The organism is Pseudovibrio sp. W64, from assembly GCF_001623145.1.
Classification (GTDB): domain Bacteria; phylum Pseudomonadota; class Alphaproteobacteria; order Rhizobiales; family Stappiaceae; genus Pseudovibrio.
The window spans coordinates 352,215-376,975 of record NZ_LMCI01000008.1 but is presented as its reverse complement, the minus strand read 5'-3'; the positions used below and the strand labels follow the sequence as shown (position 1 = coordinate 376,975).

Annotated in this window: 21 protein-coding genes; 9 read left to right on the top strand and 12 right to left on the bottom strand. The window is 49.9% G+C overall.

Annotation, left to right across the window (positions count from 1 at the left end; translation table 11 throughout):
* Positions 1 to 287 precede the first annotated feature (287 nt).
* The 3 genes from PsW64_RS06075 (at position 288) to PsW64_RS06065 (ending at position 4,264) form a co-directional block, all read left to right on the top strand.
* A complete protein-coding gene (locus tag PsW64_RS06075) occupies positions 288 to 1,070 on the top strand; it encodes a ThuA domain-containing protein (RefSeq protein ID WP_057461049.1) in 783 nt (260 codons plus the stop codon).
* Positions 1,070 to 2,140, top strand: a complete 1,071-nt coding sequence (locus tag PsW64_RS06070) for a Gfo/Idh/MocA family protein (protein WP_063303026.1) — start codon at positions 1,070 to 1,072, stop codon at positions 2,138 to 2,140. Before PsW64_RS06075 ends, PsW64_RS06070 begins: the two co-directional genes overlap by 1 nt.
* A gap of 435 nt (positions 2,141 to 2,575) precedes the next feature.
* Positions 2,576 to 4,264 (top strand): putative bifunctional diguanylate cyclase/phosphodiesterase, encoded by a 1,689-nt coding sequence (locus PsW64_RS06065; protein WP_063303025.1) that lies wholly within the window; start codon positions 2,576 to 2,578, stop codon positions 4,262 to 4,264.
* Here the strand turns inward: PsW64_RS06065 and PsW64_RS06060 are convergent.
* Entirely contained in the window at positions 4,261 to 4,995 is a 735-nt protein-coding gene (locus PsW64_RS06060; protein ID WP_063303024.1) for an MBL fold metallo-hydrolase, read from the bottom strand. The two genes, PsW64_RS06065 and PsW64_RS06060, sit on opposite strands and share 4 nt — an antisense overlap.
* An 82-nt stretch (positions 4,996 to 5,077) precedes the next feature.
* Positions 5,078 to 5,968 (bottom strand): DMT family transporter, encoded by an 891-nt coding sequence (locus PsW64_RS06055; protein WP_063303023.1) that lies wholly within the window; start codon positions 5,966 to 5,968, stop codon positions 5,078 to 5,080.
* 416 nt (positions 5,969 to 6,384) lie between these two features.
* On the opposite strand from PsW64_RS06055, the gene PsW64_RS06050 reads away from it, so the two are divergent.
* From PsW64_RS06050 to PsW64_RS06035, 4 genes are all read left to right on the top strand, one after another.
* Complete coding sequence (locus PsW64_RS06050; RefSeq protein WP_063303022.1) at positions 6,385 to 6,735, top strand: ArsR/SmtB family transcription factor; 351 nt, start codon at positions 6,385 to 6,387, stop codon at positions 6,733 to 6,735.
* Complete coding sequence (locus PsW64_RS06045; RefSeq protein WP_208980593.1) at positions 6,719 to 7,180, top strand: SRPBCC family protein; 462 nt, start codon at positions 6,719 to 6,721, stop codon at positions 7,178 to 7,180. Before PsW64_RS06050 ends, PsW64_RS06045 begins: the two co-directional genes overlap by 17 nt.
* A 328-nt stretch (positions 7,181 to 7,508) precedes the next feature.
* Positions 7,509 to 8,303: a glycosyltransferase family 2 protein gene (locus PsW64_RS06040; protein ID WP_063303020.1), complete on the top strand. Its 795-nt coding sequence runs from the start codon at positions 7,509 to 7,511 to the stop codon at positions 8,301 to 8,303.
* A gap of 29 nt (positions 8,304 to 8,332) precedes the next feature.
* Positions 8,333 to 9,259 carry a glycosyltransferase family 2 protein gene (locus tag PsW64_RS06035; protein WP_063303019.1) on the top strand — a complete coding sequence of 309 codons (927 nt, stop codon included), beginning with the start codon at positions 8,333 to 8,335 and terminating at the stop codon, positions 9,257 to 9,259.
* A gap of 35 nt (positions 9,260 to 9,294) precedes the next feature.
* On the opposite strand, the gene PsW64_RS06030 is transcribed toward PsW64_RS06035, so the two are convergent.
* Both PsW64_RS06030 and PsW64_RS06025 read right to left on the bottom strand, forming a co-directional pair.
* Entirely contained in the window at positions 9,295 to 10,137 is an 843-nt protein-coding gene (locus tag PsW64_RS06030; RefSeq protein WP_063303018.1) for an alpha/beta hydrolase family protein, read from the bottom strand.
* 124 nt (positions 10,138 to 10,261) lie between these two features.
* Positions 10,262 to 11,161: an alpha/beta hydrolase family protein gene (locus tag PsW64_RS06025; protein WP_063303017.1), complete on the bottom strand. Its 900-nt coding sequence runs from the start codon at positions 11,159 to 11,161 to the stop codon at positions 10,262 to 10,264.
* A 180-nt stretch (positions 11,162 to 11,341) separates the two neighbouring features.
* On the opposite strand from PsW64_RS06025, the gene PsW64_RS06020 reads away from it, so the two are divergent.
* Entirely contained in the window at positions 11,342 to 12,961 is a 1,620-nt protein-coding gene (locus tag PsW64_RS06020; RefSeq protein ID WP_063303016.1) for an alkaline phosphatase family protein, read from the top strand.
* A gap of 34 nt (positions 12,962 to 12,995) precedes the next feature.
* Here PsW64_RS06020 and PsW64_RS06015 read toward each other — a convergent pair whose 3' ends face one another.
* The 8 genes from PsW64_RS06015 to PsW64_RS05980 all read right to left on the bottom strand — a co-directional run bounded on the left by PsW64_RS06015 (position 12,996) and on the right by PsW64_RS05980 (position 22,891).
* Entirely contained in the window at positions 12,996 to 14,015 is a 1,020-nt protein-coding gene (locus tag PsW64_RS06015; RefSeq protein ID WP_063303015.1) for an alpha/beta hydrolase family protein, read from the bottom strand.
* A 107-nt stretch (positions 14,016 to 14,122) separates the two neighbouring features.
* Positions 14,123 to 15,448 carry a methyl-accepting chemotaxis protein gene (locus PsW64_RS06010; protein ID WP_063303124.1) on the bottom strand — a complete coding sequence of 442 codons (1,326 nt, stop codon included), beginning with the start codon at positions 15,446 to 15,448 and terminating at the stop codon, positions 14,123 to 14,125.
* On the bottom strand, positions 15,426 to 15,950 hold the full coding sequence (locus tag PsW64_RS06005; protein ID WP_063293494.1) for a PAS domain-containing protein: 525 nt from the start codon (positions 15,948 to 15,950) through the stop codon (positions 15,426 to 15,428). The genes PsW64_RS06010 and PsW64_RS06005 overlap by 23 nt, the downstream gene beginning before the upstream one ends.
* A gap of 366 nt (positions 15,951 to 16,316) precedes the next feature.
* Entirely contained in the window at positions 16,317 to 18,713 is a 2,397-nt protein-coding gene (locus PsW64_RS06000; protein WP_208980592.1) for a methyl-accepting chemotaxis protein, read from the bottom strand.
* A 228-nt stretch (positions 18,714 to 18,941) separates the two neighbouring features.
* Entirely contained in the window at positions 18,942 to 19,400 is a 459-nt protein-coding gene (locus PsW64_RS05995; protein ID WP_063303013.1) for an acyl-CoA thioesterase, read from the bottom strand.
* A gap of 28 nt (positions 19,401 to 19,428) precedes the next feature.
* On the bottom strand, positions 19,429 to 20,586 hold the full coding sequence (locus PsW64_RS05990; RefSeq protein ID WP_063303012.1) for an iron-containing alcohol dehydrogenase: 1,158 nt from the start codon (positions 20,584 to 20,586) through the stop codon (positions 19,429 to 19,431).
* Between the two features lie 115 nt (positions 20,587 to 20,701).
* Positions 20,702 to 21,991, bottom strand: coding sequence for an MFS transporter (locus tag PsW64_RS05985; protein ID WP_063303011.1), 1,290 nt, complete (start codon positions 21,989 to 21,991; stop codon positions 20,702 to 20,704).
* Between the two features lie 237 nt (positions 21,992 to 22,228).
* The gene (locus PsW64_RS05980) at positions 22,229 to 22,891 is read right to left on the bottom strand and encodes a YrbL family protein (RefSeq protein ID WP_208860291.1); all 663 of its coding nucleotides are present in this window, start codon (positions 22,889 to 22,891) and stop codon (positions 22,229 to 22,231) included.
* A 228-nt stretch (positions 22,892 to 23,119) separates the two neighbouring features.
* Here PsW64_RS05980 and PsW64_RS05975 point away from each other — a divergent pair, with 228 nt between their 5' ends.
* Positions 23,120 to 24,643, top strand: a complete 1,524-nt coding sequence (locus tag PsW64_RS05975; protein ID WP_063287657.1) for an acyl CoA:acetate/3-ketoacid CoA transferase — start codon at positions 23,120 to 23,122, stop codon at positions 24,641 to 24,643.
* Positions 24,644 to 24,761: the final 118 nt, after the last annotated feature.

The window sequence follows — 24,761 nt, the reverse complement described above, 5'->3', positions numbered from 1 at the left end:
AATTCAACTGAGAACTTCGCGTTACTTAGACGGATTCTACAGTTCGCAGTAAATCGGTTGCACTGCAACAAATGTTTCGGTGAATTTCTTGATATTTCATTGGCATTTCATACCAAGGTTGAAGCAGAGTTGAAGTCAACCGCGTTCTGCGGTCCCAAGACGCGATAGCATCGCACCTACAAAAATGAACAAGTCCGCAGTCTTTCTCGCAATGGGGAAGGCCCTTTCCATATCTCCGTTTTGTCTGGCCCTCAGGCAAGACACTCCACATCTATCGGAATACGCCAATGATTAAGACCATTGTCTGGGGCGAAAACGTCCACGAGCAAAAAAACAAAGTTGTTGCCGACATCTATCCTGATGGGATGCACAATCACATTGCTGCTGCTTTGAACAATGATCCAGAAATTTCTGCAACCTCCGCAACTTTGCAAGATCCAGAGCACGGCCTGACTGAAGAACGTCTTGCAGACACAGATGTTCTGATCTGGTGGGGCCACGCAGCGCACGGAGACGTTTCTGACGAAATCGTTGAACGTGTGTGTGAACGTGTCTGGTCTGGCATGGGCATGATCTTCCTCCACTCTGCGCATTTTGCAAAACCTTTCAAGCGTTTGATGGGCGCCCCCTGTAACCTGACATGGCGCGAAGCTGGCGAGCGTGAGCGTCTTTGGGTTACATCCCGCAACCACCCAATCACTGCAGGCATTCCAGACAGCTTTGAGCTGGAAAATGAAGAAATGTATGGCGAACCATTTGGTGTGCCGGAGCCGCTGGAAACCGTCTTCATCAGCTGGTTCCAGGGCGGTGAAGTCTTCCGTTCCGGCCTGACTTACAAGCGCGGTGCAGGCAATATTTTCTATTTCCGCCCAGGCCATGAGACTTATCCAACATACCACAACGAAACCGTACAGCGCGTCATCGCCAACGGTGTGAAGTGGGCCTACAACCCGCAACCACGCATTGCTGATCCGAATGCGGCTCCAAATGTGCCAGTAGATGAAGCACCAGAGAAAATTGAAGAACGCGGACCACGCCTGCACGAAGCAGGCGAGGAAGGGTATCGTTGATGCGTCTCGTTATTGTAGGAACCGGCGGCATGGCAAACAGCCATGCCAACAAGTTCGGTGAAATCGACGGTGTTGAAATCGTTGGCGGCGTTGACCGTAATGAAGAACGCCTGACGGCCTTCTGCGATAAACACAACATCGCCAAACGCTTCACCTCACTGGAAGACGCTCTTGCATGGGGCGAATTTGATGCGGTGGCAAACGTCACGCCTGATGCTGTCCATCACCCAACCACAATGCCGCTTCTGACAGGTGGCAAACACGTCTTCTGCGAAAAGCCACTGGCAAGCAATTTTGCCGATGCTGACGAAATGGCAACTACAGCCGAAAAAGCCGGTCTGATCAACATGGTCAACCTGTCTTATCGCGACGTGTCAGCCCTTCAAAAAGCTCATGAGCTGATTGCAGCAGGTGAAATTGGTGAAGTTCGCCATTTCGAGGCCTCTTATCTGCAAAGCTGGCTGACCCAACCTGCATGGGGTCATTGGGACAAAGAAGAGAAATGGCTCTGGCGCCTTTCTGAGGCGCACGGGTCACTGGGCGTTTTGGGGGACGTCGGCATTCACATTCTCGACTTTGCCGGGTTTGCGATTGGCGCGCCGTACCAGTCTATCTCCTGCCACCTGAAGACCTTTGACAAAGCACCGGGCAATCAGATTGGAGAGTACAAACTGGATGCCAATGACAGCTTCACCATGATGGCAGAAACCACATCTGGCGCTGTTGGTGTTGTTCATGCCAGCCGTTTTGCTTCCGGGCATATGAACAATCTGCACCTTCAGGTTCACGGCACCAAAGGCGGCATCAAGGTCACCAACACCGGTGGTCTGGGTGAGTTGTTCGTCTGTTCAGGCCCAAACCTTGAGAAGGCGGAATGGGAGCAGATTGAGCTTGCTCCAACACCAAACAACTACCGTAAATTTGCAGAGGCCGTGCAATCTGGTGTGAATGGCCACCCAACCTTCCGCCATGCAGCGAATCTTCAGCAAGTCCTTGACCTCGCCGTTGAAAGCAGCACGGCCGGCGGGCGGCGGGATATCCCGATAACCGCACAGCTGCAGAACGCATAATCAACAAAAAGGAGAGCAATTGCTCTCCTTTTTTGATCTGCAATCTACCCTTGTATACTCCGTGAAAACTATGGACAATAATTAGAACTAAAGCTCTAGTTATAAATGTAGTGGTAAATATTCTTTTCCAAACACCCAAAGAAACATCGGTACGATGTTGAACGCAAATTCTATTTCAACTCAAATGCCGCATAAGACTTAATGTTGCGCAAAAATGCACCATGCAGTACTAATACATCAACAAAATTTATAATATAAATACACACCAATACTTACGCATACTTCGGTGTTTAGATTTCATTATTCCTAAACGAAATATTAAAGACAATTATAACTAAATCTTTCCCTTAATTATCTGAAGTGAAGCATTGCGATTATCTTTGAGTTTAATTATTCAGTGCATGCAATTTTATTTCGAGTCTAGCCGAGGATCTTGTGCCAGTACCTCCTGAGCTTCTTTCAGTTGCAGTAGAGCAATGTTCTGAAACCATCATGGTTGCAGATCATGAAGGTACAATTGTCTATGTGAATTCGCAATTTGAGAAAGCGACCGGCTACTCCGCAGAATACGCTGTTGGTCGAAATCTGGACTTCCTGCGCTCCGGTAAGACACCACGAGAAACCTTTGATGATCTCTGGGCAACCTTGAACCATGGCAAGCCATGGGAAGGTGAATTCATCAACCGGCGCAAAGATGGCTCCGAGTACGTCGAGCACTCCAAGATCTCTCCGGTTGAATGGCAAGGCGGCAGCGCGAACAAGAAGTACTATCTGGCGATCAAGAAAGACATCACGGCTAAAAAAGAGAGCGAAGAGGAGCTTTCCAAGCTCGCTTACACGGATGCTCTGACCGGCTTGCCAAACCGCGCGCACTTTCTGCAAGAGTTGGAAAGCGCTGTTGCGACGACTAAGGATGGTTCAAACCAATGCGCTGTCATTTATATGGATCTGGACCGCTTTAAAGAGATCAACGATACATTGGGGCATGATGCTGGCGATCAGTTCCTGGTGCAGGCCGCTAAGCGCTTTGAGAGCGTCTTGACCAAGAATTCCCTGCTCTCTCGCCTTGGTGGTGACGAGTTTGTCATTTTGCTGCGAGATACTTCCAACGCGGAAGCCGAAATGACGGTTCACCGTCTGGAGACAGCAATGGTCGCCCCGATTGATTTGGGCGAGCAATCTCCAATTCTTTCTGCAAGCATCGGCGTTGCTGTGAGCCAATTGGCAAGTGCGTCCAGCAGCACCATGCTCAAGCAAGCCGACATTGCCATGTACCATTCCAAGTACAACAATCTCGGCTTCAGCTTCTACACCTGTCAGATGGAAGAAGCCGTCGTTCGCAAAGTTCTAATTTCCGAAAAGCTCACAACTGCGATCGAGGAAGGCAACTTGCGGCTCAAGTATCAGCCAATTGTAGAGTTGAAGAACGACAAGCTTTATGGCGTTGAAGCGTTGATGCGTTGGGAAGACCCGGACCTTGGTGCGATCTCCCCCTCCGAGTTCATTCCGATTGCCGAATGTCAGAATATGATCGACGACATTTCAGACTGGCTCTTCCGCGAGACAGCCTGCCAATATCGTCAATGGGTTGCTGAAGGGTTCGAGTTCGCAGGCCGCATCGCAATCAACCTTTCGGAACGAGAGCTGGCAAAGCCAAATCGTGTGGTCGAGATTCTCGCTCTGCTGCAGAGCCTGGAAGTTCCACCAGAAATCTACGAGATTGAATTGAGTGAGTCTGCATTCATCAACGAAACAGGCCATACTCAAACCAATCTGGATGCCCTTGCCAATGCTGGCATGATCATCGCCATTGATGACTTTGGCACCGGCCATTCTGCGCTTTGGCAACTACGCACCCAAAAGCTGGACAAGCTTAAGATTGATCATAGCTTTGTGCAGAGGATGGAAACAGATCAGGCCACACGCGATATTGTTGAAGCAATCACCGCGATGGCCAGTCTGCTCGACCTGAAGGTTATTGCAGAAGGCGTTGAAAACCTGACGCAAGTTGACCTGCTCAAAGATATCAAATGTTGCTATGCGCAAGGCTATCATTTCGCCAAGCCTCTAACGGCAAAAATCTTTGCCACTGACTGGCTTGGAAAGGCTCAGGCAGTCGCCTAAGCCTTCAGTTCCGCGAGTTCAAACTCACGACCATCTTCACCCAGAGAAAACTCCGCATAATCCTTGATGGCTTCAGCCACGGCAGGTCTGGACGCATCATCAATGTGGTACAGCACCCAGCGACTGCCTGCTTTTCGCGGCAAGTCTTTTACATCTGCCCAGGAGCCATGCCCGTTTGCGGCAGTCATGTACTCGCACTCTATGAAGGCAAGGTCCGCCTGCGCAGCAAGCTGCTCCCCTTCTGGAGACAAAAGGCCATCGCCTGAATAAAACAGGGTTACAGTTTCGCTTTTGAGCTGCAGGCTGCGGTTTGGAACTGAATGATTACTGGCGGTGGTCGCCGCATTCCAAGGCCCAACGACTGCCAAGCCCTCAGAATCTTGCCAGTGGAGGTCAAACCCCAGGTCTTTTTCCGGCCAGTACGCAAACTCCATAAGCCGATACAAAGCCTGATGCTGAGAAGCCTGACGAAAGATAGTCAACGGCTTCGAGCGCTTGAACGATTTCATGTAATTGAGCAGCGTTGTTAAACCAAGACAATGATCCGGATGGCAATGCGAGATGTAGATGCAGCTGATATCTTCAGCTGTCATGCCATTTGCAAACAACGCCTGAGGCACGGTTGGGCCGCAATCAATAAGAAGCTTGAACTCACCTTCTGAGATCAACAAAGATGAGTTCGTTTTTTGCGGATCATACGCGTCGCCACAACCAAGCATTTTCACATGCATACTGTTCCCCCTCGCAGTGATCCCCCAGTTTTAAAGCAGAGAGTTTTAACAATCAAAGCATTATGCCGAACTGGTGGCTGATCTACGCCGCTCCCCCCAAGACTTTTTCCAGATGCCACATATAAATGGCGGACCCAAAGATGATGGCAGCGCCAACAAGAGTCAGTCCGTCAGGAAACTCACCAAAGAACATCAACCCGATCAGCATCGCCCAAATAAGGCTGCTGTAGCTGAAGGGTGCGATGGTTGAAGCCTCACCAAAAGAAAATGCTTTCACAATGGCGTAGTGCCCAAAACCAGACACTGCGCCGATCAATGTCAGCAGAGCCCAACCCTCCAAATCAGGCGCCTGCCAGAAAATCGGCGTAAACAGAGAGGTAACGACAGCTCCCAGCAGAGCTGTATGAAACAGCACTGTCGACGGACTATCAAACTTGCTGGCGTACCGCGCCACGATATGACCTGCGGAATACACCACAATGGTCGCCACAGCGATCAACGCGCCAAGATCAAGTACACCTGCACCTGGTTTTACAATCAACAGCGCTCCAATGAACGCCACGAGAATTGAAGCCCAACGCCGCAAACCTACCTTTTCGCCAAGAATTGGAACAGACATGGCCGTCACCATCATAGGAGAAAGCAAGGCTATGGCGTGAAGCGTTGCGACGGGGATTAGCTGCGCAGCAGCGACCGAGCCAATTGTCATAACCAAAACAAGAATTGCACGCAGATACACGACTGACCCGTTGTTGGGTGTGATCATGGTTTTCACGCGGGGCGCCAAGAAGATCAGCATGAACAGCAGATGGAAAAACATCCGGCCCCAGACCACCTGCAGCACCGGATAGGACAAAGACAGATACTTGCCGACACTATCGACAATGACGAACATAAACATGGCTGCCACCATCCAGAGGATACCAAATTTAACGTTCCCCTGAGCTGGGGCATGCGAAACCATCTCACTCATAACTGGCCTGCGAATTCCGGGATTGTGCCGTTGTTCCCGCAGAAATTCGCCAGCGAGCGACACATCATTAGATTTTGAGGGAAGGTGCTGAAACTTATGTCCAGACACCAAAGAATAGATTGCCACCTATCGCAGTTTTTCTTGGTTTTCTATGACTTTCTGCCGCTGAATGTTGAATAAATTGCAGCGTTTGGCAGATCTATTTTTTGGGTGCCAATTGTTATTGTTTATTACCAAAATGACGCGCAGATATATTTGTAAATTACTCAGCCTGTGAGCAACTTTCTTCGTCTCTCTTTCCAAAAGCACTTATCTCTCCCAACCAAAAGCAAATCCGACAATACGTGAATCAGCCGTGCGGGTTGACGAAGCTCGAATTTTCACTTAACAATTACGTTAATTAAAGAGATGGTGAAATGAATACACAAACCAACTTGCCGGAAGTTTTTGGAGCTTTGGCCGACCCGACGAGGTTTGCCATTGTCGAACGACTTCTCAATGAAGGAGACTTGCCAGTCGGACAACTGGCCGAACCCTTCAAGATGTCTGCTCCAGCCATATCCCGACATCTTAAACTGCTTGAAAGCGCTGGCCTCATCGAACGACGCGTCGAAAAGCAATGGAGGGTGTGCGCATTGAAGAAAGAACGTTTTGCAGACCTGCATCAATGGATCGAGCGTTACCAAGCCTTCTGGAACACCAGTTTCGACCGATTGGAAGCGTTACTCGATAAACAGCAAGGGGAAGACAATGACGGCAACCGATAGCATGACACAGGACGAAACCATACTGCGCATCACACGGGACTTCAAAGCTTCTCCCGAAAAAGTCTTTGATGCCTGGACAAATCCAGAGATGCTCGCGCAGTGGTGGGGACCTGAAGGTATGACCACACCAGAATGCGAAATGGATGTACGCTCCGGTGGCAAATGGAAAACCACCATGACGTCCACCAAGGAAGGTGGAGCTTATACGGTTTCGGGCATCTACAAGGTTCTGGATCGTCCTAACCGCCTTTGCTTCACATGGGGCTGGATAAATGATGGCGTTCGCGGCCACGAGACAGACGTTGAGGTCACCTTCGAGCCGATCAAGGATGGCACCCGGATGACCATGTTACAAAAAGTATTCGCCGATCCAGAGCAGACCAAAAACCACAACCACGGCTGGAGCAGCAGCTTCAACGACCTGCAACGCTTCGTCGAAAGCTAAGACGCTCTCCCCTCCTAAAAAGCGCCCATTCACGATCCGATATCGTGGGTGGGTGCAGCTAGCTAACTTTCATAATTCATCCCACTAAAACTAAATTACAGCTTAGACAAGGTAGCTTTCATGTTGATATGCCTGTTAGAAACCCAGCTCAGAGTTAATCAACACATCGAATAAGACGACCCATCACCAACTTTTCTTTGCAAAGTACGAGCAGCCTAAATTTATAAGTGCATTACAAAACTGTAGTAACTTTATAGTTTGTTGCAAAACTGTCGTACAAGATGTATCGCAAAAATAAAATCCGACTTTAACCTTAGAGAACAGTCCCTTGATCAACAACCTGCCAATCTCTGCCTTCATCATTAGCCAAGATGAAGAAGATCGTATCTTGATGGCAATCAATAGTGTGAAAACGTTGGTTGATGAAGTAATTGTTGTAGACTCAGGATCAACAGACAACACAGTCGCTCTTGCAGAAAAAGCTGGAGCTAAGGTCATCTACAATAAATGGGACGGGTACGGTAAGCAAAAGCGCTTTGCTGAAGATCAATGCAGAAACACTTGGTTACTCAACATAGATGCCGATGAAGAAATCACTTTAAAACTAGCTGATGAGATCACAGAAATTTTCACATCAACTCCGCGTGCAGATATCTACAAAGTACATATCGTCGACGTTTTCCCGCATGAAAAGACAGCAAAAAAGTGGGCATATGGTTACTGGCAATATCGTCTTTACAACAAAGAAAAAGGTCGTTTTTCATCCTCGAGTGTTCACGACACAGTGAGACCACATGAGGAAGCTAAGATAGCAAGATTAAAAGGCAAAGTTGATCATCGCTCGCAACGATCAATTCAGTTTACAGTAGAAAAATTCAATCGCTATTCTGATATGCAAGTTCAGGATATGATTTCCAGAGGACGACGAATATCACCGCTGAGATTACTAACAGAATTCCCTCTCGCGTTTTTGAAAAGCTATTTTATACGTAGAGGTGTGTTTTATGGGCTATGGGGCATCGTAGATGCTCACAACTATGCCTATTCCAGGTTCGTTAGACTAGCTAAATATTACCAGTATCAATTGATTGAAAGGGCAAAAAAGGCTAATAAGAAGCGATGAAACATATGTAGGTTTGTACAGGTACCATCGTGAAGCCGCTCATCAGTTATTTATTAACCGTATATAATAAGGAACAAGAACTTCCACAAACAATCCAGTGTTTACAAAACCAAAGTGGTTTAGACGGCGCACAGGTAGAGTTTATCTTTGTAGATGACTGTTCATCTGATCGTTCAATCGAATTTCTCAAGATTGAAGCGGCAAAAGATTCTCGTATTAAGATAATTGAGAACAAGCAAAATCGCGGTCCATCAGTTCGAATTAATCAAGCTGCTAAGCATGCTAGCGGCAGTTACTTAATTCCACTCGACGCAGATGACTTCCTCACTTCCAATGGTACCCGCACCTTACTCAACATTGCAGGAGACACTGGAGCAGCCCTTGTTTTCGGAAAATCAAAACGTGGTTTTCAGACGCAGGCCCTCGTCGATGTCAGCTCACTTGTCACTGTTGCAAAAGATCCATTGGCCTATTGCGCTCGAAAACAGATCGTACACATGGGCTTTCTTGTTGACTCTCAACTATGGAGAACAGCTGGTGGAGCCGATGAACGGATATTCATCCAAGACCAGTCTTTGCCCTTAAGCTTGAGTGCAGCTGCTAATCGACTCGCTTATATCCATGATGTTGTGTATTGGCTGCGGCCCCAAACGCGCAACAACTTAAGCGCGAACACAACTCAACAGCACCATGATCGTTTCTTTTCTGCCCTCTTCCAATTAGAAAAGGCAAACATTTCGTACCCAGCAAAGCAATATTTAACAAAGCAAATTTTCTCATCTCGTTGGAAGCTGTTACGAGATACAAGAAAGATAAACTCTTATTTTTCTGAAGCTTTTTTGAGCTACATCTGTAATAAATTATCCCCTAATGCTGAAATATCTAATGAAAAACTACAATATTACATAAAAGAAATGTTATCCCATAACGGTGTCAGGCGGCTCAGTTTTTCGTAAAAATTCAATAAAAGAAAGAAAATTCTAAGGCAAATTTATAAAGAATGGTTAAGCAGAACCAACCAATTCAACAATGCAGGCATGAGCTGGTGATCGAACTCTTCTGGGCCCTCCATCGCACCGAATACGTGATCTGTGTTGATGACAGCAAGTTGCTTTGGTCCCGAATGGCGACGCAGCCAGATTTCACTGACGGTTGGTTGAGGGAAAATGACTCGGTCATTTATGGCAGCAACGACCAACATCGCTCCGGCAAAGCCTGATTGTTCAAGAACTGGCGGGACTTCGGGCAAGTCGTGAAAAAACTGGGCTTTAATCTGAATCTTGGTTCCCCATGGAAACTCCGCGGAAACCAGTCTATCTGGATCTGATAAGGCCGAACAGGTTCTGACTTTCTCACCAACCAAATGCCGGAACGTCTTCCTCGGGTGCACAGTTGGCGCCAGTAAAGCAATGCCATCAAGATCAGGCCGTTTGGTTGCTGCGCAGCCAGCTATGTAGCCACCTTGGCTCCATCCAACCAGGATGAGTTTGGAAAATGAAAATTGATTTTGCCTGCGGACCCAATCAATAACTGCAACAGCATCATCTCTCTGGCTGTCGAATGTAATATCTTCCCAAGCCCCGTCACTGTCACCAGACCCACGAAAATCAATGCGCAAGGAAGCATAGCCAACTTCGGCTAGTATACGAGCCATACGAGAGAAGATGCCTTCCTCTGTCCCTTTGATCGCCAGCTCATCGCGGTTTCCATGAAAGCCATGCAGAAGGATCAACAAGGGTGTCGTTGCCTCCGTCGCACCAGCGAGTGTCCCGATAATCTTTTGCTCTCCGATTGGGATCGCGACTGTTTGCTCTTTTAGTTTTACATCCAGCACCTTGCTTGCCCTTAAGCTTCCATCGTATTGCAGCACAAAGCTTAGTGGAACATTGGCAAAACTATACTGAAAGTTATTCAGCTGCGATCAGCTGCCTGGTGTAAGCAGCTGATCGCGTTCTGCTTTAAAGCTGCGCGTCAAACCATTCTAAGATATCCGGAACGACGTGTTCATCAATCATCTGCGGGCCTTCAAATGCACTCCAAACATGATCTGTATCGAGCACGATGAGCTTCTCTTCGCCATCATGATATGCCATCCACGCCTCACCAATTGCTGGCTGTGGTGTGATCAGAGCATCCTTAAGACCCATCATTACAAGCAATGGCCCGTCGAAGTGCGCCATCGCTGCTAATGGACTGGTGATTGGCATTTCCTGATAGAACCGGGCTTTCAGTGTTGTTTCAACACCCCATGGCAAGCTTCCTGTGATCGGCGTTTCAGGATCAGCAGTCATCGCTTTGTTCACCAACTCCGTTCCGAAGAGACCCGTAAACGTCACCAACGGATTGGTTGCGGGCGCCATTAAAACTACGGTGTCCACATCTGGTCGTGCAGCAGCTGCATGGCTGGCAACAAGCCCACCCTGGCTCCATCCAATCAAAGCAATCTTAGTGCCTTTGAATTGCTTCTGGGCACGCACCCAGTCAATGGTTGTGACCGCATCCTTAATCTGCCCGGAGAACGTTGTGTCCTCCCACTTTCCATCACTTTCGCCTGAGCCCCGAAAGTCAATCCGCAGCGATGAAACACCGCGCTCGGCCAGCAAACGTGCCATGCGAGAGAAGACACCTTCTTCAGTTTCCTTTACCGGTAGCTCGTCACGCGTTCCGGTAAAACCATGCAACAGAATTGCGATTGGGGCGTTTTCTTGTGCTGCGGTCTCCAAAGTACCGACCACACTCTGGCTGTCGACAGGAATGGAGACAACACGTTCTGCGGCGCCCGCAGATTGCATCATAAACAAGTTGATTAAGCCAAGTACTCCAACGCCCGATGCAATAAACTTATTCGACAAATACATTTCAACTATCTCCCTCAAAATTCTTAATTCAGAAACACGCAGGAGTATAACCAGCAAAATTTGCTCAGCAATGGTTGAAAAACTCAACGCCATTTAGGTCAAGTAAAACACGGAGTTCCTCTTGCTAATCCCGTGACAAATAAGGGAATATAGCCACGTCAATCAGGGGAGGTGTTTGATATGGCTAACGGGCGCAATGTGCTCTGGATCATGTGTGATCAATTACGGTTTGATTATCTGAGCTGTTACGGTCACCCGCATCTGCACACTCCACATATTGACAAACTGGCGGAACGAGGTGTTCGGTTTAACCGCGCTTATGTTCAATCTCCCATTTGCGGCCCATCTCGCATGAGTTTCTATACAGGGCGTTATGTGCGCTCTCACGGCAGCACGTGGAACGGCATACCGCTTCGTGTCGGGGAGCCAACGCTCGGGGATCATTTGCAAGAGATTGGCGTGCGCAACGTGTTGGTTGGCAAAACCCATATGCGTGCAGATTCTGACGGCATGGCCCGCCTCGGCATCTCTCCGGAAAGCTTCATTGGTGCCCGCGTTGCTGAATGCGGGTTTGAAGTGTTCGAGCGAGATGACGGACTTCACCCCGATGGGTTATACTCTCCAAATCCGCAATACGACAGTTACCTCCAAGCCAAAGGATACCATGGCCCAAACCAATGGGAGCAATGGGCGAACTCCGCTGAGAGCGAGGACGGTGAGATCCTCTCCGGCTGGTTGCTTGGTCACGCTGACAAACCAGCGCGGGTTCAGGCTGAACATGCCGAAACGCCTTACATGATCCACCGGTTCAAAGACTTTGTTGCCGTTGCTGGTGAAGAGCCATGGTGTGTGCATCTTTCACTTATCAAACCTCACTGGCCCTATATCGTTCCAGCCCCCTACCATGACATGTATGGGGCAGATGATGTTCTGCCTGTCGTTCGCTCAGATGACGAGAAGCAAGATCCGCATCCTGTGTTTCAGGCTTTTATGGGTGAGCGCGTTTCCAAGGCGTTTTCCAATGATGAGACCCGAGCAAAAGTCATTCCTGCCTACATGGGCCTGATCAAACAGATCGACGATGAAATCGGCAAGCTCATGGCGTTTCTCGACGAAAAGGGCCTGACAGACACCACCATGATAGTGTTCACCTCCGACCATGGAGATTACTTGGGCGATCATTGGATGGGCGAGAAAGAGCTCTTCCACGAACCATCTGTCAAAATTCCGCTGATCATTGTTGATCCAAGAGCAGAGGCTGATGAGACACGTGGCAACGTCAGCGAAGAGTTGGTCGAAGCAATCGATCTGGCGCCGACCTTTGTCGAGTTCTGTGGCGGCACGCCCAAATCAAACGTGCTTGAAGGCCGCTCTCTCTTGCCGTTGCTCGAAACTGTTGAACCTGTTCAGTGGCGTGAGTTTGCCATTAGTGAGTACGATTATTCCATGCGCAATGCGCGGATGGATCTTGGGTTGCCGGTGGTAGATTGCCGCCTTGCGATGATCATGGACAAGCGCTGGAAGTTCATCCATGCAGAAGGCTTCCGCCCTATGCTCTTTGATCTTGAAGAAGACCCTCAGGAGCTGAATGACCTTGGCGCTGATCCCGCATTTACTGCAGAACGGGAACGCATGAGCGAGGCTTTGTTTGCCTGGTATCGCAAGCATCACACTCGCATTACGATGACCGACGAACAAATCAAAGCCAACGCAGGCAAAGAGCTTCAGGCCGGTATTCTCATCGGATATACCGATGAAGAAGAGTTGGAAGAGGCCAAGCGCGAGCAAGGCCTCCTCTGATTGCATGGAGAGGGAGCTTCACAGCTCTCTCCGTTTACAGCTTCAAGAAGCGTGCGATTTCTTCAAGAATGTCCTCATGGATCTGTGCCCGATCAGTTCCTTCAGGATCATCACATACCGGATCATCATTTTCAGCTGCCAGCACGGCAGGCCCTTCTGGCTTACACTCCGCCAGAAATGTGAAGTGATGTCCGGGTTTGACGACAGCAAGGTTCGCATTTTCCAGCTTAGCTACCAGGTTACTGCCTTCTGGTCCCACATCAGCCGCTTTCCATAGGTTCTCTTCACCAATGTTTAGCAAGAGCACAGGTTGCTTAACCTCCATCAGGCTTTGTTCGTCAATGACATAAGTAAAGCCGGGGTCGACGGCAATCGCGGCAGTAACCCGACTATCTTGCGCCTCTTTTGAAAAGCCTGCAGGTAGTCTCGAAAAATCAACGCCGCCCTTGGAGAGAAAGACGCAGTCTGCTTGTCCCTTGCCAATCCCGTTGCAGTACTCGTTGTACTGATCGCCCTTAAACCGCAGACCTGCCAGGTTCAGTGCGGTCGCCCCTCCCAAAGAGAATCCAAGTGAGGTAATACGACCTTCATCAATATAGTCAGCAAAAGCCGGATCATTCAGAAGCTCATCCAGTGCGGCCGTCAGATCTTTGGCACGCTCATCAAGGCGCAGTGACCGGCGGGGCGAGGAATCGCCGGAGGTGCTGCCCGGGTGATTGACAGCGAGGACCATTGCGCCTTTCAGTGCCAATCCGGATGACAGCCATGAAAGCCCATCCATGTTACCGCCGGAGCCATGCGAGAGCACAATAAGTGGATGCTTGCCCTCTTTGATTGCGGCGCCAACATAGGCGGAGGTGCCCTTAAACACCGCGTTGTCGCCAATCACATTGCGGTAGGTTGGTGTTTTGATCGGATACCACACAGACGCTGCAACAGCAGACGTGCGATGAGAGGCCGATACGATAAGGCGGTCATAGCCTGCAATCTGCTGATCCGCCAAAGCAGACGTGCAGGCCATTGCTAAGAGTGTGCCAAGAACCAGAGTTTTCATGTTGCTATCCTTTGTTGTGATAGCAATGTGGTAGGTGGCTCAGTCCTTTAGAGCGTCCTGAAACGCGAATTAGGTCTCCCATATCGTGTTTCAGGACAAAGGAAGTATCAAGTGCGCATCTCGCTGTTGCTCAGCGGGCCGTTGCGCAGCTCGGTGATGTACTCGGTCACAGCGGAAGACAGCGATGCAATCTGCTGGTTCATCTCAACCGCAGATCCGATCACATGCTCAGCAGCATTTTCCGTTTCATTCGCATAAGTCGAAACATCCGCCACGTTGCTGGCCACAAGCCGTGTACCAGAATAAGCCTCGGCAATATTCTGGGCGATCTCGGTGGTCGCTTCTGCTTGCTGTCTTGCAGAGAGCGAAATGGAATCCGTGACGCTTTCAATCTTGGAAATGGATTCTGCTACCTGCTTAAACGAGACAACTGTTTCTGCAGTCGCTGACTGGATGGCCTCAATCTGACCGGAGATCTGACCGATTGCATCAGAAGTCTGACCTGCCAGATCCTTTACCTCACCTGCCACAACGGCAAAGCCTTTGCCCGTTTCCCCTGCCCGCGCTGCTTCAATCGTCGCATTGAGCGCCAGCAAATGCGTCTGCTCAGCAATGGAGCTGATGAGTTCCACAACATCGCCGATGGTCTCGGCGGCGGCGCTCAAGCTGCTGATCTTGGTTTCGCCAGCTTCAACTTCCTGAACAGCTGTTCTCGTAACATCAGCAGTAAATTTCACTTGATTGCCGATCTCTGCGGCAGAGGCAGAAAGCTCCTCAACAGCAGCAGATACGGTCTGCACATTTGCGGATGTCTCTTCAGACGCCACGGTCACGGCAGATGCGCGCTGAAGGGTCAGGCCGGCGGATTGTTCCATCTGCTGCGCATTGTCGCTCATGTTCTGGCCCGAGCTGGAAAGCAGGTCTGTCGCATTGCGGGTCAGCTGTTCAAAAGCATCAGTTTGACCAGAGAAATCACAGATCCGGTTTTGTACCTTCGCGATCGCCTCATTCACCTGAGTTGCATAAACCAGAAACGAGCCTTGCAGCCCGCGCGTGACAACGCGGCGATAATACTTGTTCGCTGACAAAGCGTGCGTGGATGCCACCATTTCGCGAATAAAGGAATCTGTCTTGTCAGTGGAGTAATTCACACTCGCAAGCAGGTCCTTCAGTTCACCATGATCCATTCCCACAAGAGTGCGTGCTTCCAGATCACCACTTGCCTGCAAGGTCGCGATTTCTGTCACATGCTTCAGCACGCGCCGTACCTTAAGCACGAAAAATAGTAAGAGCACTGCTGCCACACCAGCCAGACCAGAGAGGATTGAAAGCAGGTTGCTCTCCCCTCCCATTCCCTGAAGCGCAATACCAACGCAGATTGCAGCCGTCAGGCAACTCAGGAAGACACTCTTAGAGAGTGAGGATAAATTCATCATAGGTCACCCGATTATCGGAGAGGTAGTTCGCCAGAAACTCAGAGCTATTGTGTTGCCCGTCTTTCCGGCTCTTTGGAGCCTGCTCCATCTCAATGAGCTGCTGGTAGAACGGAATGATCGCGTCATTGAGGATCTTTCGCTCTGGCACTCTGCGTGTTGAATGATATCCGATGATCTTTCCTGCATTGTCGAAGGTGGGAGTCACATGGGCGAACACCCAATAAAACTCACCGCCCCGGCAAAGGTTCTTCACATACGCAAAGACCTCCTGCCCATCCGCAATCCGCTTCCAAAGAAGCTCGAAGACGCACCGAGGCATGTCTGGATGACGAATAATGCTGTGTGGCTGACCTATGAGTTCCTTGTAGGAGTATCCCGCAATCTCGCAAAAGATCTCATTACAGTACGTAATGCGGCCCTTTAGGTCGGTCTTGCTAACAATGATGTCTGCCTCACTGAATGTTTTTTCAGTATCGGACAGATGTGCACCCGGCGACATAGCTGCCTCTATGTTTTTCTATTTCGTTACTTAAGTGAATAAAATTCAAGCAGACAGAATATGTATTTCATAAATTGACGAGCAGTTAATATAAAAAACGATTATTATTAATTCACCAAGTCATTCCTTAGTATATTCAGCATGCATATGTTATTCTATACATATATATCAGCGTTTTGTATTTATCTTTGCGGCACAACAAAGACAAAATACTTACGTGCAATTCTATAAATTCGAACTATTACAACTCTAAAATGCTATTCCTCCTGGAAATATATAAATGAAATCATTTTGTTTAATCAGGACAAAATAAAAGGCAGCTTAGAATATCTAAGCTGCCTTCCAATTTTTAGAATTTTGAGTGTGTTAGCCGACTTTCGCGACCGCAGTCAGGAAGTCATCAACTTCTCTGCCTAGCGCACGCGTACTTTCAGTCACCTCTGTAGAGGCTGTCAGCACACGTGAGGACGCGGTATTAGTTTCACTCACTGCATCAGAGACCAACGTCATATTCTCGTTTACGCTGGATGTTCCCACAGCAGCTTCCTGCACGTTGCGGCTAATCTCAGTTGTCGCAGCCCCCTGCTGCTCAACAGCCGTCGCAATTGCAGAGGTAAATGCGGTAACCTCATCCATTGTATGCGAGATGCCCTCGATGGAGGATACAGCATCTGTTGTGGAGTTCTGAATCGCAGAGATCTGGGAACTAATTTCCTCTGTAGCCTTGGACGTCTGGTTGGCAAGTTCTTTCACCTCAGCCGCAACTACTGCGAATCCCTTACCAGCTTCTCCAGCACGCGCCGCTTCAATGGTCGCATTCAGAGCCAGCAAGTTGGTCTGCTCGGCAATTGCCTGAATCAGCCCGACAACCTCACCAATCTTGACTGTGGCATCGGCCAGCTCATTGATGCGGTCGTTGGAAACGTGCGCACTCTCAGTTGCTTTGGCAACAACAGAGGTTGTCGCGCTCACCTGACGTGCAATTTCCTCAATGGAGCTGCTCAGCTCTTCTGCGGCGGCAGAAACCATCTGCACGTTGTTGGCAGCATCAGTGGAAGAGGCCGCTGCCCGCTCTGTCTGATCAGAGGTACCGCGAGCAAGATCTGCCATCACGCTGGCTGTCTCGCCCATCTCACCCATGCTGTCATTCACAGAGGTCAGCAAGTTTGCGGCTGTATTTCTGAAGTCAGTGATCAGCTGCTCAATTTCGCGCTGCTTTTCAGCGTCCTTTTCAGCAACATGTGCCTGCTCTTCGCGCAAACGTGCACGTTCCAAAGCGTTATCACGGAAGACCTGAACCGTGCGGCTCATGTCACCAATTTCGTCTTTGCGCTTTGCGCCGGCAATCTCAACATCGGTATCGCCATTTGCCAGACGCTCCATGATGCCAGTCAGACGCTTGGTCGGACGAGTGATGGCAAGAGACAGGCCCAGTGCAATCAACGCACCAAGTACAAGACCAACAGCAACAGTCGTTGCAATCAGATTGGTTGCAAGGTCACCAGCTGCACTCGCATTTTCAGCCTCAGAGGCTGCAATGTCGATGATCTGTCCCTGAACTGTTTCAGATTGCTCAGTGAGCTTTGTAACAAGGCTGGCAAGTTCTTTCTTACCGTTTGCCATTGAGCCGAAACCAGAGCGGATCGCAGCGATTTCTTTGATGGCATCTTTAGAGGCCTTCACGCCGCCTTCAATGTCTTTCACACCCGCTTTAAACTCGCGGCCTGCTGCGCCAAGCTGATCAATCTCCTTGGAGACTTCCTCAGACTTCACACCAGACCCTGCACGCAGGAAGGAAAGAGAAGACGAGCTCACAGCCAGTGTCTGGCGTGTGATGTTGGAAACTGAGGCCAGTGCGGCATCAACCTGCTGCTTACGATCAACCGCTTCAGCCTGCTTCCTGTTCGCATCATCAATAGAGCGATAGGTAAAGCCGATGACCAGCTGAGCCGTTTCGCCGAGCACATCAATACTTGCAGTGATGTCCTGGCGCAGCGAATACATCTCGGAGAAGTCCGTAGAATCGCGCAGGGCTTTCAGTTTATCAACCAGCGTATCTGAAACACCTGCCAGACTTTGAAGAACCTTGGCATCCAGATGTGACAGCTGGATTTTTTGCAGTTTCTTGATCTCACGGCGCGCTTTCGCTGCGCTGAGCAATGTCTTGCGCAGTGCGCCTTCTTCAGAGCTTGTTGTCGCCTTCACGAAGAAGTAGCGCATGTTCAGGGCCTGGCTCTGAATAGTCGCAACAAGACGGCCTGCTTTGTCAGCTTCTTTCAGCTGCTCTTTGGCCAGCTTGTCCTGCTCAGTTGCCGAGGCCGCAATCTTTGAGATGTCAGCCTGAACCTTTTTGCCAATCATCTGAAGATTGGCAACAGCAGACATCATCTTGGCAACCTGAGATTCCTGAATATCAGTCGACATACGAACACGACTGAACAGACCTTTCAGAGCCCGCACATTTTCGTGGGTCTCTTCAAAGGCGGTACCATCTTTGCCATCTGCAACAACCTGCTCATGAAGAGCTTCCAGATCTGCGCCCAACAGATTCAGCTCATCAGCCGCAGCGGTTGCATCATACTTGCTCAAGCTGCGCAAATAAGTTTCGCGCGCTGATGTCGTATCATGCAGGCCCTGCATTAAACGCATGGTTGCATTTGTCATCTCTGTTTGCTTGGTGAGCTGAGAGATAGAAAAGATTCCGATCCCACCAGCTGCAGCGGAAAGTAAGAGTACAATAATGAAGCCACCGCCGATTTTCATCGACAGCTGCAAATTCGTAAATAGCTGGAGGACCCGCCTCATGACCCGATTTCTCCCGAATAGAAGTCATTGCCCATGACTTGGCGGCATCCTAAGCTTGTAAATCTCAACCAGTGGTTAACCCGTGGGTATTTAAGGCATTAATTGAGTAATTTCTGAAAGTTTTATCGTTTTATGCGCTCATCATCTATTTATTATAAGTGCAATTAATCATTACATTTTTAACAATCAAGAATCAACAACCTGTAGTAGAAGTGCCTCAAGTGCAGTACGCAGATTGCCGGAGAGCGCTTGCGGCCTGCGTGTCGCACGATCTACGTACACATGCGTAAAAAAACCTTGTGCGGCTGCTCTCTCAGCATCTTGCGCAAACAAGGCCAGTTCGTATCGCACGGAGCTGTTGCCCAGGTGCCCGACACGCAGCCCAATATCGATCTTTTCCGGGTAGGCAATCTCAGAGAAGTACTGGCAGCCAGATTCCACAACCAGCCCTATTTCATCCCCCTCATGTATGTTGAGGGCATCGTTTTCGATGAGGTAGGCGTTCACAGCACTATCGAAATAGCTGTAGTAGACCGCATTATTGATGTGCCCATATACATCGTTGTCTTCCCAACGGGTTTGGACATCACTGAAGAACGCGTAATGTGCACGGGTATGCGCAGCCGGCTTTTTGGGTTTGCTCATCGTCTATGGTCTCCGCTTCAATCCGTTCTCAAAGAGCCTGCTGGTAGATCTTCAAGGCGCTATCCTCATCCACCTCACGTGGATTATTCACCAGCAACCGCGTTTGCTTCATCGCCTCACTGGCCAGGTTCACGACGTCCTGCTCACCAATACCCACTTCGCGAAGCGTTGTTTCAACCCCTAGAACTTTGGAAAGCTCTGCCAACCGGTCTGCAAATACGCTGCCTCGATTATCCGCCGGAATTTCTGAAAGTTCCGGAAACACCAGAGGGGCAAGCTCAGCATAGGCCTGCGCACAGGTTGGCAAGTTGAACCGCATCACATGCGGCAGAACCAGCGCATTGGAAACTCCATGAGGCACATGAAAGATGCCACCAATCGGATAAGCCAGCGCATGCACAGCCGCCACCGGGGAATTGGCAAACGCCTGCCCTGCCAACATAGAACCAAGCAACATATTGGAACGTGCCTCTTTATCCTGCGGCGTGTTCACGGCTTTTTCGATATTCGCACCCAGCAAACGCAAGGCTTCCTGCGCCAACACTTTAGACACCGGGTTGTTGTTTGCAGATGTCGACGTGTAGGCCTCAATTGCATGCACCATCGCATCAATGCCAGTTGCAGCCGTGACATGTGGTGGCAGGCCAACCGTGAGATCCGCATCCAGTATTGCCACGTCAGGCAATAGGGTCGGAGACACAACGCCCTTCTTCTCGGCCTCACCCGTCGTAATGATGGAGATTGGCGTCACTTCAGACCCTGTGCCAGCCGTTGTTGGGATAAGGATCAGGGGCAATCTTTTCCCTTTAGCCATTCCAACACCGTAGATGTCAGCGAGCTGCTCTCCTCCCCCAACGAGCAGTGCGACAAGCTTGGCAACATCCAGCGAGGACCCACCGCCCAGACCGATAACACCGTCCACATCAGCCGCTTTTGCCAATTCTGCAGCGTGCAAAACGATGGCTTCTGGCGGGTCAGCAACAACATCATCGAACAAGGTGACGTCTATTCCAACAGTTTCCAGCTGAGCGATCACAGGCTCGACAAGACCTGCCTTCATCAGTCCTTTATCACTCACCAGAAAAACACGCTTGCCGATGGTTTTCAGCGTGAGCTCATCCAACTTCTGAACCGCACCGGGCTCACATACAACGCTGGCCGCCGTGTTAAATACAAAGCCTGTCATTTCATTCCCCCCTCATTGCTCAGCGCAGGTGGCAGATTTGAGCAATGCAGCGAGAATGCCTCAGCCATCAAGCAAGGTCGAGCACAATTAAAGTCGTAACTGCTTGATGGAATGCTTAGACAACTTCCTCTGAAATCACGGGTTCCACGTCTGGCGCTTTGCCGAGGTTAAGTACGGCAAGCAGCCCAATCAACGCTCCACCACACATAATAGCACCGCCCGCAAAGAAGGGCATGGATACAAACCACTGCTCTGCCAAAAAGGCGCCGATCGGAATCGCAATCAGCATGAGACCCGATTGCAACATCTCGCCAACCGAAGTGATACGCCCCAGCAAATGCTCAGGCGTTTGCTTAACAACGATTGCCCCAAACGGCACCGTGATAAAGCTGGTAAAGGCGCCGCCAACGAACCAGAGAGCCATCTGTTCCTGCATCCCAAAAGGCACTGAACTGAACGGAATCCAGCCCACGACTATGGTGAGAGCGCCCCCGAAGAAAGAGCCAATCACCATCAGCAGGTGCAAGTTGACACGATCTCCTATCTTGGCCGTCAGATAAGTTCCGATAAGCCCGCCAACGCCAATCGAACCCAGGATAGGTCCAGCCGCACTCTCTGGCTGACCGGTTTCCTTGATGAGGAGCAACAGGACAGCCTCATAAAGAAAGACGCTGAATATAAAGAGGCAGATGAGCGCCATGCCTAAAAGAAGACGCGGTGTTTTCCAAAGATAAGCCAAACCAACCTTGGCATCATTCACCACACTGCTTTTCTCGGTGCTTTCCTCTGAGGCATCGTTAGCGTCCTTTTTCAGCACCCCTAACAAGCTCAGGCAAATCAGAGAAGCTACGGCAAAGCTCGCGCCCCCCAACAAGAAGACAGAGTGTGGGCTCCAGATGGCAAGCAAAGCACCACCCAAAACTGGCGCAAAGACCTTGGTAGATTGAATGACGAAATGATCCACGCTGACCGCTTGTGTCAGCATGTTTGACGGCACGATTTTCTTCAACGCCAGTTGCTGCGCAGGCATAAAGGCGGCTGACACCGTGGCTTTGAGAAACACAAAAGCGATAAGGAGCGAAAGACTGGTTGCAAAGAAGAACATGCCAACCATCAACCCGGCTCGGATAAGCAAACCGGCGATCAGCACAGGGCCAGCACCAATCCGGTCAACCAGAACACCGGCTGGCAGGCCGAAGATCACACGGGGCAAGGTCGCAGCCATGATGACACTGGCAACCTCGGTCGCGCCCATTTCCCAGCTGTAACTGACAAGCACCATGATAGCGATGAAATCGATCCAGTCCGCGAATGCTGCCGGAACAAGAACACCAAAAAATCGACGAAACGCGCTCAGCTTGAACAATGCCAACACGGAAGTATTTACTGCCTCACTCTGCGCCACGAAGCCCGCCCCAATTTCATTTGATTGATAACACCAGAAAAATCAGCGCACAAAATATCGCGCTCACCAAATTTGCAATCCCGTCAGCTTAACTGAAGCTAATCCAGATACAAGGCGTGTATAGGTGAAGAAAATTGGCCGAAATACAGCAAGCAAATGAACTGTAAGTGAGAAATGAGGCGAGCCTTTCTCAATCAGTGGCTAGTTTAACAAAACAAGCCACTCATCTTGGCTAGATCAAATCTTGTGGCCGTCACTGGAACTATCGCCACTTAAAATATCGAGGTGGCGATCTAACCGCCGCCTTATCCGCTTCTTGTTAAGATAGTCAATCTTATGAAGAGGCAGCAATTGATGGTTCAGGTACGGTTTTACGTCAAAGCTCTTGATGTACTTATTGCCTGCAGTATCGAGAACAATGCCCATATTTTCTGGTCTGTCGGCAAAACAGGAAACGTGGTTCTGACGTAAGATTTTAAAGTAATCAATCAAAGCGCGAATAAGTTCTTTGTCCTCAACCCGGCCATGGCGACTGATGTAATCCCGGATACTTCGGATTTCCGGGTGCCAAAAGTTGTCGATCTTCTCGGTCAGCAAAGCAGGTCCGCGATCCGTCTCCACAATCCCGTAGACTTTCGCAAAAGACTGGTGGTCTTCCAAACCAACATCCTGAATGTGCTGCCACCCCAGCAACTCATCCTGATTGCCGCTTAAACGCTGTTTCTTGTAACCTAATTTCGCACGCACCGACCGAAACAGGTCTTTCAAAAACCCACGGCTTTTGACTTTGCGCTCACCAGCCTCGTACCGGTCAAACTTCAGGAGCTTCGTTGGATCAGACGCACATTCATAAGTGTCGCGGAATCCGCCCCCACGAATGAATTCTCCCACCTGAAACACTTGATCTTCCTGAAACACAGTCAACTTTAAGCCAGTCTTTTTTGTAAATTTGAGCCACTTACATAACAAATTATAATGGTTTGAAAAGCATCTTTCTTGCCACACATACTTAAAGCATTGCTTCCAAAGATCTTTATTTCATCTGCATGCGCCTTAACCGGACTTTTCAGGGTTTGAGGGATAATTGGTTCAAAGACAAAACGGACACGAACTCCGGGAACCAGCAGGATGCAGATCTGCAGTGCGCGTGAAATTGCGGCCTTTGTGGAAGATGGCGACACCATCGTCATTGGCGGCTGTGGGCGGGGCCTTGCAACGCCGGAAGCTTTGCTGGAGGCCATTGAGCAGCGGTTTCTTTCAACAGGGCAACCCAAAAACCTATTCATCATCAACTCGCTCTCCATCGGAGATGGTGACAAACGGGGGCTGAACCGGTTTGCTCATAAGGGAATGCTGCGCGGCATTATCACCTCTCACTTCGTTCTCACTCCTTCCCTCCAAAAACTGATCTCTCAAGACAAGCTGGAAGCTTATTGCCTTCCGGCTGGTGTTATTCAGCAGTTGATCCGCGAAATTGGTGCGGGTCGTCCCGGTCTCTTCACCCGCACCGGACTGGGGACGTTTGTTGATCCCAGACATGGCGGCGGTAAATGCAGCAAGTCTTCCAAGCATGAGCTTGTGGAACTGCTTCATCTGCATGGTCAGGAATACCTCCGGTACCGCCCGTTCAAGATCGACCTTGCTCTGATTTGCGGGTCTGCGGCGGACACGAAAGGCAATCTCAGCCTTGATGAAGAAGCCGTCACACTTGATTGTCTCAGTTTGGCGACGGCTGCGCATAACAGTGGTGGCCATTGTTTTGCGCAGGTTAGAAACGTGGTGCAGACCGGAAGCCTACCTGCCCGCTCTGTTGCGGTTCCGGGAGTGTTTCTGGATGCGATTGTCGAAGCCCCCGGCCAGACTATTGCCTATGACACGCCGTACAGCCCTGCTCTCAGCGGGGATATCAAACCCTCTCATACAAGAGTTCAAAACGAACCCAGCGAGATTGCCCGCAAGGTGATTGCTCGCCGGGCTGCGGAGGAGTTGATTGAAAACGCAGCCGTGAATATCGGCTTTGGCGTTCCTGCTGGCATTCGCTTTGCTGAGCAGCGCAAGCAGTTGGCGGAAAGGATCTGGCTCTCTTGCGAACACGGACATCACAACGGCCAGTTTCTGGGAGATTCTCTTTATGGCGCAGCTCTGGGGTCTGAAGCACTGCTTTCTTCACTGGATCAGTTTGATTTTTATAGCGGCGGCGGGCTGGATATTGCCTTTCTGGGCATGAGCGAAGTGGACCGGCATGGGAATGTGAACCTGTCCAAAGTGAATGGTAAAATCGTTGGGCCGGGCAGCTTCATCGACATCTCACAAAACGCCAGAAAGCTCGTGTTTTGCGGTTTACTGACGGGCGTGGATTCTCAGGTTGAGTACCGCAAAGACAAACTCAAGGTGACGCGCAATGGCACCCACACAAAGTTTGTGGAGCAAACAGACCACATCACCTTCAATGCCTTAAATGCCAAAACCAATGGGCAGGAAGTGCTTTATGTGACCGAGCGCGCCGTCTTCCAGCTGGGGCCTAATGGGCTAGTGCTGACTGAAGTTGCCCCTGGCATAAAGCCCAAGCGGGATGTACTGGCGCATATGGGGTTTGCCTGCAAAGTGGATGTGCAGCGCAAGATGCCGGAGCACATATTCAACGCATTGTAGCCGTTACAAACACGAATAGCACCGCACGGCTATGCCGGCAGTGTTGGAGCTTAAATTCCCGAAAGACGGGAGGAGCAAGGCGAGCAGGCAACACCTGCGCTACTTGTTGTAGTTAGTT